The 13,687-nt window shown below is 69.1% G+C and carries 12 protein-coding genes; 6 read left to right on the forward strand and 6 right to left on the reverse strand.

All coding sequences use genetic code 11. The annotated features are described in order from the left end of the window. Window positions 1-35: 35 nt before the first annotated feature. A complete protein-coding gene (locus CFB40_RS13280; RefSeq protein ID WP_089431565.1) occupies window positions 36-788 on the reverse strand; it encodes a class I SAM-dependent methyltransferase in 753 nt (250 codons plus the stop codon). Window positions 789-1,003: 215 nt separating this feature from the next. Here CFB40_RS13280 and CFB40_RS13285 point away from each other — a divergent pair, with 215 nt between their 5' ends. Then, the gene (locus CFB40_RS13285; RefSeq protein ID WP_089426088.1) at window positions 1,004-1,813 is read left to right on the forward strand and encodes a helix-turn-helix transcriptional regulator; all 810 of its coding nucleotides are present in this window, start codon (window positions 1,004-1,006) and stop codon (window positions 1,811-1,813) included. 6 nt (window positions 1,814-1,819) lie between these two features. Here CFB40_RS13285 and CFB40_RS13290 read toward each other — a convergent pair whose 3' ends face one another. Next, on the reverse strand, window positions 1,820-2,821 hold the full coding sequence (locus CFB40_RS13290) for a Csu type fimbrial protein (protein ID WP_089426089.1): 1,002 nt from the start codon (window positions 2,819-2,821) through the stop codon (window positions 1,820-1,822). Window positions 2,822-3,123: 302 nt separating this feature from the next. Here CFB40_RS13290 and CFB40_RS13295 point away from each other — a divergent pair, with 302 nt between their 5' ends. From CFB40_RS13295 to CFB40_RS13315, 5 genes are all read left to right on the forward strand, one after another. Continuing rightward, window positions 3,124-3,660 carry a Csu type fimbrial protein gene (locus tag CFB40_RS13295; RefSeq protein WP_089426090.1) on the forward strand — a complete coding sequence of 179 codons (537 nt, stop codon included), beginning with the start codon at window positions 3,124-3,126 and terminating at the stop codon, window positions 3,658-3,660. Window positions 3,661-3,666: 6 nt separating this feature from the next. After that, on the forward strand, window positions 3,667-4,377 hold the full coding sequence (locus CFB40_RS13300) for a fimbrial biogenesis chaperone (protein ID WP_089431566.1): 711 nt from the start codon (window positions 3,667-3,669) through the stop codon (window positions 4,375-4,377). 23 nt (window positions 4,378-4,400) lie between these two features. After that, window positions 4,401-6,764, forward strand: coding sequence for a fimbria/pilus outer membrane usher protein (locus tag CFB40_RS13305; RefSeq protein ID WP_179255284.1), 2,364 nt, complete (start codon window positions 4,401-4,403; stop codon window positions 6,762-6,764). A gap of 114 nt (window positions 6,765-6,878) precedes the next feature. Beyond that, window positions 6,879-8,288: an argininosuccinate lyase gene (gene argH / locus CFB40_RS13310; protein ID WP_089431567.1), complete on the forward strand. Its 1,410-nt coding sequence runs from the start codon at window positions 6,879-6,881 to the stop codon at window positions 8,286-8,288. 94 nt (window positions 8,289-8,382) lie between these two features. Beyond that, the gene (locus CFB40_RS13315; RefSeq protein WP_089431878.1) at window positions 8,383-9,066 is read left to right on the forward strand and encodes an HAD family hydrolase; all 684 of its coding nucleotides are present in this window, start codon (window positions 8,383-8,385) and stop codon (window positions 9,064-9,066) included. A gap of 90 nt (window positions 9,067-9,156) precedes the next feature. Here the strand turns inward: CFB40_RS13315 and CFB40_RS13320 are convergent, their stop codons facing one another. The 4 genes from CFB40_RS13320 to sodC all read right to left on the reverse strand — a co-directional run bounded on the left by CFB40_RS13320 (window position 9,157) and on the right by sodC (window position 13,658). Next, on the reverse strand, window positions 9,157-9,996 hold the full coding sequence (locus tag CFB40_RS13320; RefSeq protein WP_089431568.1) for a lysozyme inhibitor LprI family protein: 840 nt from the start codon (window positions 9,994-9,996) through the stop codon (window positions 9,157-9,159). Then, entirely contained in the window at window positions 9,996-12,275 is a 2,280-nt protein-coding gene (locus CFB40_RS13325; protein ID WP_069248599.1) for an arginine/lysine/ornithine decarboxylase, read from the reverse strand. The genes CFB40_RS13320 and CFB40_RS13325 overlap by 1 nt, the downstream gene beginning before the upstream one ends. Before the next feature lie 81 nt (window positions 12,276-12,356). Continuing rightward, on the reverse strand, window positions 12,357-12,926 hold the full coding sequence (gene dcd, locus CFB40_RS13330; protein ID WP_006398615.1) for a dCTP deaminase: 570 nt from the start codon (window positions 12,924-12,926) through the stop codon (window positions 12,357-12,359). Between the two features lie 195 nt (window positions 12,927-13,121). Continuing rightward, window positions 13,122-13,658 carry a superoxide dismutase [Cu-Zn] gene (gene sodC, locus CFB40_RS13335; RefSeq protein WP_089426094.1) on the reverse strand — a complete coding sequence of 179 codons (537 nt, stop codon included), beginning with the start codon at window positions 13,656-13,658 and terminating at the stop codon, window positions 13,122-13,124. Window positions 13,659-13,687: the final 29 nt, after the last annotated feature.

Genomic DNA, 13,687 nt, shown 5'->3' on the forward strand with positions numbered 1-13,687 from the left:
ATGCGCCGGCGAAACAGCAGCGGCACACCTCGCGCTCAGTGTGCGTCGATCAGCAACGCGTCGTGTTCGAACGAACCGTCGGGCTGCACCGCGTAGTAGCCGCGCACCTCGTCCGGCGCATGCGCCCACAGTGCGCGAATGCCGGTGACGCTGTCGGCCGGCGTGCGGATGCGCGCGACCCACGTATCGAAATCGATCGGCAGCCGCCAGCGGCTGTGCACGTGCGCGTCGAAGCCGGCTTCGCGGAACATCGCGAGCCATTCGTCCGCCCGGTAGTCGCGCACGTGCGACGCATCGCGCAGCACCTCCGCGGCCTGCAGGTACGTATCGAGAAGCGGATGATCGTTGCCGGCGATATCGATCATCAACACGCGGCCGCCCGGTTTCAGCACGCGGCGCACCTCGGCGAGCGCCGCGCGCATGTCGTGCCAGTGGTGCGCGCTCATCCGGCTCACGACCCAGTCGAACGTCGCCGTGTCGAACGGCAGTTGCTCGGCCGGCCCCTGCTGCGTACGGAGGTTCGCGAGCCCGCGTTCGCGCGCGGCGGCGTCGACCGTCGCGAGCATCGGCGCGGCGAGATCGTAGGCGACCACGTCGCGCACGTGCGGCGCGACGGCGAAGCTCGCATGGCCCGCGCCGCAGCCGAGATCGAGCACCGCGGCGTCGGGCGTCGCGCGCACCGCGTCCGCGAGCGTCTGCAGATCGGCACCCGTCGCGTGGACCGTGCTCGTCAGATAGGCGGCGGCCGTCGTACCGAATGCGTCGACGACCTGGTCGTGGTGTTTCATCGTTCGCTCCTTTGTACCGTTGCCGGTGCGACAGACGCCTCCGCCTCTGCTCCGGCCCCATGCAACGCGTTTTGTGGGACGCGCGCTGCCCTGCCAGCGCGCGAGCCGCTACAATAGGCCTGCGTTTGTACCGGTACAAGTTAAGCAGTTATTCTGGTATTCGATACACCTGCCTGACCGTTGCCGCGCCCCCGTTTCCATTTCGCCGTTTCCGCATGAACCACCCGTCCTCCGCTCCCGTCCCGCCGCTCGACGCCTCGCCCGCCCGCGCACTCGGCGAATTCATCCGCGCCCACCGCGAGCGGCTGTCGCCGCAGGCCGTCGGCCTGCCGCCCGGCCCGCGCCGCCGCACGCCGGGGCTGCGGCGCGAGGAAGTCGCGCAACTGTGCGGCGTCAGCCCGACCTGGTACACGTGGATCGAACAGGGCCGCCCGGTGTCGGCGTCGGCCGACGCGCTCGCGCGGATCGCCGTCGCGCTGCAACTGTCGAAGGCCGAGCGCGCGTATCTGTTCGAGCTGGCCGCGCAGCGCGACCCGGCCGAGCCCGACGTCGCGGGCGGCGACCTGCCGCCGACGCTCGCCGCGACCGTCGCGGCCATCGCGACGCCCGCGTACGTGCTCGACCGGCAATGGAACGCCCTCGCCTGGAATGCGCCGGCCGCCACGCTCTTTTCCGGCTGGCTCGACGGCGAGCACGACCGCAACCTGCTGCGCTTCACGTTCATGTCGCCGGCTGCGCGCACGCTGATCGTCGACTGGGAAACCCGCGCGCGGCGGCTCGCGGCCGAATTCCGCGCCGATTCGATCCGTCACCTGACCGATGCGCCGACGCGCGCACTGATCGACGCGTTGACCGCCGGCAGCGACGCTTTCGCGCAGTACTGGGCATCGCAGGACGTATTCGAGCGCGAAGGCGGCCTGCGCGAATTCGACCATCCGGCCGACGGCCGCCTCGTGTACCAGCAGATCACGCTGAAGCCCGCGCACCGCGAGGACCTGAAGCTGGTCGTGCTGGTGCGCGACTGACGCCACTCAGAAGCTGATCGTTGCGGTAATCGTGTCGCTGTAGTTGCCCGGCGCGGGGGTTGTCTGCGCGGGCACGCGCCCGTACACGGGGATCGTCTGGCTAAGTCCGCTGCCCGCCCCCGTCGCCATCGCCGTGCCGCCGGTGCCGTCGCCCCACGGCGTCGTGTAGCCACCGTCCTTGTAAAGCTGATAGCCGACCGACCCGCCGCCGCCCGCGCGCGACATTGTGCGCGCGGCGACGTTGCCGCTGCCGCCGCCGTTCAGCGCAATCTGGAACGCGTCGCCGTTCGTGCAGCGCGCGTTGATCGACCCGGCCGCCGCCAACGGAGACGTCAGTACGCCGGTGGCCGGAAACGCGACGCCGGTGGCGGTGATGATGCAGTCGTTGGTGACCGTGGCCGTGGCGGAGAAGCTCACCGTGCCGGCCGCCGACTGCGCCGCGCACGTCAGCGTCGGCAGGATGCTGAGCAGCGAAAAGCTCTGGCTGTACGTCGCCTGGTTGCCGCTGAAGCTCTGCGTGTAGACCGTGCTGCTGTTGTTCACGGTCGGCACGGTCGGCTGGTTGGCCGTGACGCGGCCATAGACGGTGATGTTCGCGCTCGCGCTGGTGCCGAGCAATGGTTTCTGCAACGTAACGGAGATCGGCGTGGTGCCGGCGCTGACGGAACCCCACGCCTGCGAATAGCCGGAATCCTGGTACAGGTCGTACTGCATCTGGTTCGTCCCGTTGCTCAGGTAGCGCGGGCTCGTGCCGCCGAGGTTCACGCAGACGAGCACGCCCGTGTTCAGGCTCAGCGCATCCCACGTGCAGTTGACGGTCATCGTGCTGGTGGTCGTGACGGCCAGCAGCCGGATCGGGCTGACGGAGCCGAAGCTCGGCGCCGGTGGCGTGACCGAACAGGAATCCGCGCGTGCCGACGCCCACGGCGCGCCAAGCGCCACGACCAGCAGCAGGCACGACAGCATGCGCAGCCAGCCGCGCGCCGCGTCGAATCGCTCATCCGCCATGGTTTTCCCCGTAAGCACGCTCGCCCCGCGACAACCGTCGCCTGGCCACGCGCCCCTCGATGGTAGCCGGCCGCGTACCGCGTCGTTCGCGCCGATTCTTGATCCAGGTCAAGCCGCCCACAGCAATCTATCAGGAATCCGGCACAAAACCTGCCGCGTCGGCGTTTTCACCATTGCCGGCGCCCGAAAGCGTGGAGTAGTCTTCCTTCAACGACAGCGCTGTTCCGTCGGCACGGCAGGCACAACGCGGGAGGCCACCCGCGAGCCGGGCGACATCCCTTGAACGGCTGGAGATAACCACAATGAACGCTACCCGACGTCGTGTCCTTTCCACCGCGCTCGCGACCGCCTTCGCATTCGCACCGGCGCTGCAACCCGTTACCGTCGCCGCCACCTACTCGAACGGCAACGCCACCGCCCAGTTCAACGTCACGCTGACGATCCAGGCGAACTGCACGATCGCCGCCAACCCGCTCGCATTCGGCACGACCGGCGTGCTCGCGTCGACGATCAGCCAGCAGACCACCCTGTCCGTCACCTGTACGAACTCGACGCCGTACAACGTCGGGCTCGATGCGGGCGCCGTCACGGGCTCGACGGTCGCCAGCCGGCTGATGGCCGGCACCGCGAGCGGCAACACGAGCACGACGGTCGGCTACCAGATCTACCAGGATTCGAGCCACGCCACGGTCTGGGGCAACACGCAGGGAACGGACACGGTCGGCGGCACCGGGACCGGTTCCGCACAGACGCTGAACGTGTATGGCCAGGTGCCGGCGCAGGCGACACCGAAGCCCGACACCTATCAGGCGAGTGTCACCGCCACCGTCTACTTCTGACGCCCCGTGGCGTTCCTTCCGCGCGCGGTCGCCGCGCTGTGGGCCACGTCGGCGGCGGCCGTATCTGCGGCCACGCTGCAGATCACGCCCGTGACGATCGAGCTGCCGCCGTCGGCCGCCGCGGCCAGCGTCATGCTCGACAATCCCGGCGGACGGCCGATCTACGGCCAGGTCCGCACGTACCGCTGGACGCAGGAAAACGGCGACGACGTGATGACGCCGACCGACGCGCTGGCCGCATCGCCACCGCTGCTGCAGATCGGCGCGAACGCCGGGCAGCTGATCCGGCTCGTGCGCACGGCCCTCGACGCGCCGGCAGCCGAGGAAAGCTATCGCGTCCTGATCGATGAACTGCCCGCGCCCGGCACCCCGGTCGAAAACGGCATCACGATCCGGCTGCGCTATTCGGTGCCCGTGTTCGTCGAGCCGCCCGGGATGCCGGCGCCGCCGCGTCTCGCGTGGCGCGTCGAACGCGACGCGCAGGGCCTGCGGCTCGCGGTCGACAATCGCGGCGGACGGCGGGCGCAGCTTTCCGCGGTCCGGCTGGTCGACGCGCAAGGCGCCACTCACGAGGTCGCACGCGGCCTGCTCGGCTATGCGCTCGCCGGCAGCACGCGCCGCTGGCCGCTCAGGCTCGACGCGCGCGCGGCATCGTTCGTCAGGGTACAGGCCACCGTCAACGCGCAGCCGGTCGAGGCGCAGTTGACGCCACCCTGACGCGCGGGCACGAACCCGCCACGCTGCCCGTGCCGACGACGCGCCATGCCCACCGGGCCCACGCCCCCGCGCGACACACCCGGCTCGCGGCCGCCCTCGCGATCGCGCTGGCGCTGCATGCCGCCGCGGCACGCGCGGAGCCGGCGCCCGCGCGGCCCGCCCCCGCGGCTGCCCCGGAGCCCGGCGTGCTGTTTCTCGACGTGTCGCTCAACGGCGAGCCGACCCACCGGATCGCCCGCGTCCAGCAGATCGACGGCCGACTCTACGCGGCCTCCGCCGACCTGAACGATCTCGGCGTCGCGACGGGCGAGCGCACGCACGAGCCTTCGAATACGCTCGTCGCGCTCGACACGCTCCCGGGGCTGCGCTACGACGTGGACATGAGCCGCCAGACGCTCGACCTGCGCGTGCCCGACGCGCTGCGCATTCCGCACACGTTCGACACGCGCGCGCTCACCGCCGCGCCGCCCGCCACGGCCGGCCGCGGCGTCGTGCTGAACTACGATGCCTACGCGCAGACCCTCGCCCATTCGCCGCTCGCCATCTGGAGCGAGGCACGCTATTTCGACCCGGCCGGCGTCTTCAGCAGCACCGGCATCGCGTACCTGTACGACGACCGCCAGCGCTACCTGCGCTACGACACGTCGTGGACGCGCTCGAGCCCGGCGACGCTCACGACCACGCAGTTCGGCGACACGATCTCGTCGTCGCTGTCGTGGACGCGCTCGCTGCGCATCGGTGGCGTGCAATGGCGCAGCAACTTCGGCCTGCGCCCCGATCTCGTGACGTTCCCGGTGCCGGCGCTGTCCGGCAGCGCGGTCGTGCCGACGTCGGTCGACCTGTACGTGAACAACGTGCGCCAGTTCAGCGGCGAAGTGCCGGGCGGGCCGTTCGTGATCAACAGCGTGCCGGGCATCACCGGCTCGGGCAACGCCACCGTGGTCACGCGCGACGCGCTGGGCCGCTCGGTGTCGACGTCGATTCCGCTGTACATCGATACGCGCCTGCTCGCGCCGGGCCTCGCGAGCTATTCGGTCGAGGCGGGCTTCCTGCGACGCGCGTACGGCATCACCTCGTTCGACTACGCCCGCACGCCGGCGGCGAGCGGGTCGCTGCGCTACGGCATCAGCGAGCGGCTGACCGTCGAGGCACACGCGGAAGCGACGACCGGCGTCTACAACGCCGGCGCGGGCGTCCTCGCGCGCATCGGCAACGGCGGCGTCGCGAACGCGTCGCTGGCCGTCAGCGCGCAGCGCGGCGCCGGCGCGCAGGTGGGCCTCGGCTACCAGTACGTGACGCCGCGTGTCTCGATCGATGCGCAGACGCTACGCGCATTCGGCGGCTACGGCGACCTCGGTGCGCGCGAGGGCATCCCGGTGTCGAGCGCCACGGACCGCGTCACGGTATCGTTTCCGTTCCTGCGCGCGCAGACGCTGTCGTTCAGCTATCTCGGCCTCAAGTACCCGGGCATCGATGCATCGCGCATCGGTTCGATCGCGTACCTCGTCAATCTCGGCATGCTGACCTCGCTGACCGTCAGTGCGTTCCAGGATTTCCGGCAGCGCGACACGCGCGGCTTCTTCGCCAGCGTGAGCATCGGCCTCGGCGGCAACACGTCGGTCTCGGCCAGCGCAGGCCGGCAGAACGGCGAATCGACCTACGCGGTGAACGCGTCGCGCCCGCCCGACTACGGCGGCGGCTTCGGCTGGAACGTGCAGGCGGGCACCAGCGCCGCGCTGCGCTATGGGCAGGGTCAAGTGCGGTATCTCGGCCGCGCCGGCGAGGTCACGCTGCTTGCGCAGTCGTTCGGCGGGCGCGGCAACGCGTCGGTCGACGTCACGGGCGCGCTCGTGCTGATGGACGGCCGGCTGATGACGGCGCGCCGCATCGACGACAGCTTTGCGCTCGTCTCGACCGATACGGGGCGCGTCCCCGTCCTGCACCAGAACCGGCTGATCGGCGAGACCAACCGCGCCGGCTACCTGCTGGTGCCCGATCTGAACGCGTACCAGAACAATCGCGTCGCGATCGACGGCGCGACGCTACCGGCCGATGCGCGCATCGCCGACACGACACTCGACGTCGTGCCGCAGGCGCGCTCGGGCGTGCTCGCGCATTTCGCCGTGTCGCGCTACAGCGCGGCGTCGATCATCCTGCACGCGCCCGACGGGACGCCGCTGCCACCGGGGCTCGAAGTCCGCGATGTCGAGAACGGCCAGCGCACGATCGTCGGCTACGACGGCCTCACGTTCGTCGACGGCCTCGTCGACCACAACCGCCTGGAAATCTCCGGCAACGGCCACGATTGCGCGGTTGCCTTCGCGTACCGGCGGCCGGACGACGGCACGCTGCCGCGGATCGGCCCGCTGACCTGCTCGCCGCGCTAGCGCCCGCGCCGCTCCCGCCCGCGGCGGGCTTGTGCCGGACACCCGGCCGCGAATGCTAAAATCCCCGGATTCCTCGGCGGCGCACGCCGCTCAATCTCCCTTCGAAGAATCGCCATGACGTCCCAACTGCACAAAAAGGGCGAGGCCTGGTCGGCCCGCTTCTCGGAACCGATGTCCGAGCTGGTCAAGCGCTACACGTCGTCGGTATTTTTCGACAAGCGCCTCGCGCTCGTCGACATCGCCGGCTCGCTCGCGCACGCGAACATGCTCGCCGCGCAGAAGATCATCAGCGCCGACGACCTGGCCGCGATCGAACGCGGGATGACGCAGATCAAGGGTGAAATCGAGCGCGGCGAATTCGAATGGCAGCTCGATCTGGAAGACGTCCACCTGAACATCGAGGCGCGCCTGACCGCGCTGATCGGCGACGCCGGCAAGCGCCTGCACACGGGCCGCTCGCGTAACGACCAGGTCGCGACCGACATCCGCCTGTGGCTGCGCGGCGAGATCGACCGCATCGGCGGCCTGCTGAACGACCTGCGCGGCGCGCTGCTCGACCTCGCGGAACAGAACGCCGACACGATCATGCCGGGCTTCACGCACCTGCAGGTTGCCCAGCCCGTCACGTTCGGCCACCACCTGCTCGCGTACGTCGAGATGTTCTCGCGCGACGCGGAGCGCATGCGCGACTGCCGCACCCGCGTGAACCGCCTGCCGCTCGGCGCGGCCGCGCTCGCCGGTACGAGCTACCCGATCGATCGTCACGCGGTGGCGAAGACGCTCGGCTTCGACGGCATCTGCGCGAACTCGCTCGACGCGGTGTCGGATCGCGACTTCGCGATCGAATTCACGGCGGCTTCCGCGCTCGTGATGACGCACGTGTCGCGCTTCTCCGAAGAACTCGTGCTGTGGATGAGCCCGCGCGTCGGCTTCATCGACATCGCCGACCGCTTCTGCACCGGCAGCTCGATCATGCCGCAGAAGAAGAACCCGGACGTGCCCGAGCTCGCGCGCGGCAAGACGGGCCGCGTGAACGGCCACCTGATGGCGCTGCTGACGCTGATGAAGGGCCAGCCGCTCGCGTACAACAAGGACAACCAGGAAGACAAGGAACCGCTGTTCGACACGGTCGACACCGTCGCCGACACGCTGCGGATCTTCGCCGAGATGGTGGCCGGCATCACCGTGAAGCCGGACGCGATGCGCGCGGCCGCGCTGCAGGGCTTCTCGACCGCCACCGACCTCGCCGACTACCTCGTGAAGCGCGGCCTGCCGTTCCGCGATGCGCACGAAGCCGTCGCGCACGCCGTGAAGATCTGCGACGACCGCGGCATCGACCTGGCCGACCTGACGCTCGACGAGATGAAGCAGGAACTGCCGAACGTCGCGCACCTGATCGGCGAAGACGTGTTCGGCTACCTGACGCTCGAGGGCTCGGTCGCGAGCCGCAACCACCCGGGCGGCACCGCGCCCGACCAGGTGCGTGCGGCGGTGAAGGCCGCGCGCGCCGCGCTCGGCCAGTAAGCCTGCTGTTCCGGACGGACGCCCTCGGCGTCCGTTTTTCATTCGGGCGGCCGTCGCGCCGCCCATTGCCTTCCCTGCTTCCCGAATGCCGCCGATGACCTTTTCCGCCGCGCTCTTCGACATGGACGGCCTGCTCGTCGATTCCGAGCGGACCATCATGAACACGTGGATCGACGTGTCGAATGCGCACGGCGTCACGCTGACCACCACCGACTACCTGCAGATCGTCGGCCGCTCGTTCGCCGAAGGCCAGGTCATCCTGGCACGGCTGATCGGCAACCCCGATACGTTCGACGCGGTGCGCATCCGCGTGCGCGAGCAGCTTGCGGCGCCCGAACCGCATCCGAAGTTTCCGCTGAAGCCGGGCGCGCTGGCGCTGCTCGACGCGCTCGCGCAAGCCGGCATTCCGTGTGCGGTCGCGTCGTCGTCCGCGTGCGAGGTCATCCGCGCGCGGCTCGACGCGGTCGGCGTGCTGCCGTTCTTCCGCGCGATCGCGGGCGGCGACGAAGTCGCGCGCGGCAAGCCCGACCCGGCCGTCTACCGGCTCGCGGCCGAACGCCTCGGCGTGCCGGCCCACGCCTGCGTCGCGTTCGAGGACAGCGACTTCGGCGCGCAATCGGCCGCCGGCGCGGGCGCATCGGTCATCACCGTGCCCGACCTGAAGGCGCCGACGCCCGAAATCGTCGCGCTGAGCCTGCACGTGCTCACGTCGCTCGACGATGCGGTCGCGCTCGTGCCGTCGTGGTTCGGCGGGCTCGATACGCAACGGCCCGCCTGAATCACGGCCGCCAAATGAAAAACGGGCACCTTTCCGGGTGCCCGTTTTGCTTTTTGCCGTCTCGCCGGATCACCGGCGTCGCCATTGCGCTTACTTGTTGCCGGCCGTCTCCGACAGACGCTTCATCGTCGCGATGCGCGCGCCGATCAGGTCGACGCGGCCGTCCTCGCCGACGAGCGGTGCCGTCGCATCGCGGAACCCGACCCACGCGCGCTGCGCGCGCACGAGCGTCGCGGCCGAATGCGCGGGCATCTTGCGGCGCAGCTTCTGGTAATAGCGGTTCAGGTCGAACAGCGCGTGCTCGCACGCGGCGTCCTGTTCGCACGGCCGCACGCGGCGCACGGCCGGATCGCGCGGCGCGTTCGCCGGCTTGGCGTTCGGTTTGGCGTTCGGTTTGGCCGCGCTCGGGACATCACCCACGCTGCCCTGCACGCCGCTCGTGGCCACGACCGGCACGGCGGCGGGCGGCGGCGCATAGCGATCGGCCGCACCGCGCAGCGCCAGTGCGCGATCGCGCACCGGCTGCAGCTGCAGGTCGGCACTCGACATCGCGTACGACGTCCCTCGCGTGGTGTCGTACACGGCCTTCAGCAGATGCACTTCGTCCTTGCGCCACGTGAGCCAATGGCGCTGGCTGTCCTGCCAGCCGCGCTTCGCGTCGGCCGGCGCATCCTTCAACAGGCGCTGGTACGCGCCGTCCATCACGGCCTGCCACTGCTGCTGCGCCTCGCCCATGCACTGGATCTGGCCGGCCGGTGACGACCGGTCGCGCCGCGCGAGACACTGCCGCATCGCGACGTCGATCGGGTCGGCCGCCGCGACTTCCGCGTGCGCGGCCCCGACTCCCGCCAGCCCTGCCGCCGCTGCCGCCCAGACGACGAGCGCGGCCAGCGCCGCACGTATCGCCTGGATTCGTCCGTGCGTCGCCATCAGTCGCGCACGCAGTCGACGAAGTACTCGACCCGGCCGTTCACCTCTTCCGCGACGAGGCCGTGGATGTCGGTGTGGAAGCCCGGGAAGCGCTCGTTGAAGTCGCGCGCGAACCGCAGGTAGTTCACGATCGTCTTGTTGAAGCGCTCGCCCGGGATCAGCAGCGGAATGCCCGGCGGGTACGGCGTGAGCAGGATGCTCGTCACGCGGCCTTCGAGCTCGTCGAGCGGCACGCGGTCGATCTTGCGGTGCGCGAGCTTTGCGAACGCGTCCGACGGCTTCATCGCCGGCTCCATGTCCGACAGGTACATCTCCGTCGTCAGGCGGGCGATGTCGTTCGCGCGGTACACGTCGTGGATCTGCGTGCACAGGTCGCGCAGGCCGACACGCTCGTAGCGCGGATGCTGCGCGACGAATTCCGGCAGCACGCGCCACAGCGGCTGGTTGTTGTCGTAGTCGTCCTTGAACTGCTGCAGCTCGGTCACCATCGAGTTCCAGCGGCCCTTCGTGATGCCGATCGTGAACATGATGAAGAACGAGTACAGGCCGGTCTTCTCGACGATGATCCCGTGCTCGGCCAGGTACTTCGTGACGATCGCGGCCGGAATGCCGGTCTCGCCGAACTCGCCGTCGACGTCGAGCCCCGGCGTGATGATCGTCGCCTTGATCGGGTCGAGCATGTTGAAGCCTTCCGCCAGCGGGCCGAAGCCGTGCCAGTGGTCGTTCGGCTTCAGCATCCAGTCCTCGCGCGAACCGATGCCTTCCTCGGACAGGTTGTCCGGGCCCCACACGCTGAAGAACCAGTCGTCGCCGTATTCGGCGTCGACCTTGCGCATCGCGCGGCGGAAGTCGATCGCCTCGGCGATCGATTCCTCGACGAGCGCGGTGCCGCCCGGCGGCTCCATCATCGCGGCCGCGACGTCGCACGACGCGATGATCGCGTACTGCGGGCTCGTCGACGTGTGCATCAGGTACGCCTCGTTGAAGCGATGCTTGTCGAACGTGCGGTTCTCCGAATCCTGCACGACGATCTGCGAGGCCTGCGAGATGCCCGCGAGCAGCTTGTGCGTCGAGTGCGTCGCGAACACGAGCGCGCCGGTGCGCGGACGGCCGTCGCCGATCGCGTGCATGTCGCGGTAGAAATCGTGGAAGGTTGCGTGCGGCAGCCACGCTTCGTCGAAGTGCAGCGTGTCGAGCAGGTCGCCGAGCAGGTCCTTGATCATCTCGACGTTGTAGACGACGCCGTCGTACGTGCTCTGCGTGATCGTCAGAATGCGCGGCTTCATGTCCGGGTTCTCGCGCATCGCTTCGCGCGCGAACGGGTTCGCCTCGATCTTCTTGCGGATGTTCTCCGGCTTGAATTCGTCGCGCGGGATCGGCCCGATGATGCCGAAGTGGTTGCGCGTCGGCGTGAGGAACACGGGGATCGCGCCCGTCATCGTGATCGCGTGCAGGATCGACTTGTGGCAGTTGCGGTCGACCAGCACGATGTCGCCCGGGGCGACCGTCGCGTGCCAGACGATCTTGTTCGACGTCGACGTGCCGTTGGTCACGAAGAACAGGTGGTCCGCGCTGAAGATGCGCGCCGCGTTGCGCTCGGACGCCGCGACGGGGCCCGTGTGGTCGAGCAGCTGGCCGAGTTCGTCCACTGCGTTGCAGACGTCCGCGCGCAGCATGTTCTCGCCGAAGAACTGGTGGAACATCTGGCCGAGCGGGTTCTTCAGGAACGCGACGCCGCCCGAGTGGCCCGGGCAGTGCCACGAGTACGAGCCTTCGTCCGCGTACTTCACGAGCTCCTTGAAGAACGGCGGCGCGAGCGAGTCGAGATAGACCTTCGCCTCGCGGATGATGTGGCGGGCGACGAACTCCGGCGTGTCCTCGAACATGTGGATGAAGCCGTGCAGCTCGCGCAGGATGTCGTTCGGCAGGTGGCGCGACGTGCGCGTCTCGCCGTACAGGAAGATCGGGATGTCCGCGTTGCGGCGGCGCACTTCGGTGACGAACGCGCGCAGCTCGATGATCGCGGTCGCGAGCTCGGGCAGCTCGCCGTCCGAACCGGTTTCGCCGAGCATGAGTTCGTCGTCGTCGATCGACAGGATGAAGCACGACGCGCGGCTCGACTGCTGCGCGAACGACGTCAGATCACCGTAGCTCGTGAGACCGAGGACTTCGACGCCCTCCTTCTCGATCGCTTCGGCCAACGCCCGGATGCCGGAGCCCGAGATGTTCTCGGAGCGGAAATCTTCGTCGATGATGACGACGGGGAAACGAAACTTCATGGGCGATTCTCCAAAAAGAACGACCGCGGCGCGTCACGCGCAGCGGTCACCCGGAAACTGGTGAGACGTTATGCAACCAGATCAGGTTTTCGGCAGCGTGACACCACGCTGCCCCTGATACTTGCCGCCGCGATCCGCGTACGACACGTCGCACACTTCGTCGCTCTCGAAGAAGAGCACCTGGGCGACGCCTTCGTTCGCGTAGATCTTCGCGGGCAGCGGCGTGGTGTTCGAGAATTCCAGCGTGACGTAGCCTTCCCACTCGGGTTCGAACGGCGTCACGTTGACGATGATCCCGCAGCGCGCATAGGTCGACTTGCCGAGGCAGACCGTCAGCACCGTGCGCGGGATGCGGAAATATTCGACGGTGCGGGCCAGCGCGAACGAGTTCGGCGGGATGATGCACACGTCGCCCTTGAAATCGACAAACGAACCCTCGTCGAAGTTCTTCGGGTCGACGATCGTCGAGTTGATGTTCGTGAAGATCTTGAATTCGTCCGCGCAGCGGATGTCGTAGCCGTAGCTCGACGTGCCGTAGCTGACGATCCGGCGGCCGTCCTCGGACGCGCGAACCTGATCGGGCACGAACGGCTCGATCATCTTGTGCTCTTCGGCCATGCGCCGAATCCATTTGTCGGACTTGATGCTCATGCCAGCCTCCGCCGGGCCGTCCCAAGGAGGCTGGCCGTCCCCTCGGGGGACAGCGAACGAAGTGAGCGTTGGGGTCGTTTCATATCAGGGCGCCTGGAAACGCTGCGTGACAGTCAGGGAGGGCCGCTCGCGCGAGGCAGCGGCCGGGAAAGGCGCACATTTTACGCGATCATCGGCCTGCGCACGCAGCGGCCGTCACCGGATCACGCCGCAAGCGAGCGCGGGCCCCGCGCCATGCTGCGGAAACGCGGGATCGCTCGGTTCGCGGTGCACCAGCGCCGCGCGGTTCATCGCCGAGCGCACACCATCGAGGGCCAGATCGGGCGCGACGATGAAGCCGGCCGCGACGCCGTTCGCGTCCGCGTGGATGTTGCCGAGATCGCCGGCGACGCGGGCACCCGCGCGCAGCCGGTCGGCCGCCGGCGCGAACACCTGGCCGGCGCTCGAGCCGTCGCCCGCGTTGCAGTCGCCGCGTTCGTGTACCTGCAAGGCGTGATCGCTGTTCGGCGGCAAGCCGGCCAGGTTGTAGGTGACCTGCACGCCGTCCGGACGCTCGACGAACGTCACCGCGCCGCGCGCCTGCGAGCCGACCGTCGGCTGCAGTTGTGCGTCGGCCCGTTTTTCGTGCGACGAGGAAAAGGAGGTGCAGCCGGCCAGCAGGCCCAGCGCGGCGGCGGCCAGCAGCGCGCACCGCGCGCGGCCGGCGTACACGCCGTGATGTCGTTGTTTCATTCGATCCTCATGCCGGCTGACGGCCGTTT

It is taken from the genome of Burkholderia sp. AU31652, assembly GCF_002223155.1.
Classification (GTDB): domain Bacteria; phylum Pseudomonadota; class Gammaproteobacteria; order Burkholderiales; family Burkholderiaceae; genus Burkholderia.

Coding starts and splice junctions, on each gene's coding strand:
- CFB40_RS13325 (WP_069248599.1), bottom strand. CDS start 12,275: ATGAAGTTTCGTTTCCCCGTCGTCATCATCGACGAAGATTTCCGCTCC.
- CFB40_RS13320 (WP_089431568.1), bottom strand. CDS start 9,996: ATGGCGACGCACGGACGAATCCAGGCGATACGTGCGGCGCTGGCCGCG.
- sodC (WP_089426094.1), bottom strand. CDS start 13,658: ATGAAACAACGACATCACGGCGTGTACGCCGGCCGCGCGCGGTGCGCG.
- argH (WP_089431567.1), top strand. CDS start 6,879: ATGACGTCCCAACTGCACAAAAAGGGCGAGGCCTGGTCGGCCCGCTTC.
- CFB40_RS13295 (WP_089426090.1), top strand. CDS start 3,124: ATGAACGCTACCCGACGTCGTGTCCTTTCCACCGCGCTCGCGACCGCC.
- CFB40_RS13280 (WP_089431565.1), bottom strand. CDS start 788: ATGAAACACCACGACCAGGTCGTCGACGCATTCGGTACGACGGCCGCC.
- CFB40_RS13315 (WP_089431878.1), top strand. CDS start 8,383: ATGACCTTTTCCGCCGCGCTCTTCGACATGGACGGCCTGCTCGTCGAT.
- CFB40_RS13285 (WP_089426088.1), top strand. CDS start 1,004: ATGAACCACCCGTCCTCCGCTCCCGTCCCGCCGCTCGACGCCTCGCCC.
- dcd (WP_006398615.1), bottom strand. CDS start 12,926: ATGAGCATCAAGTCCGACAAATGGATTCGGCGCATGGCCGAAGAGCAC.
- CFB40_RS13290 (WP_089426089.1), bottom strand. CDS start 2,821: ATGGCGGATGAGCGATTCGACGCGGCGCGCGGCTGGCTGCGCATGCTG.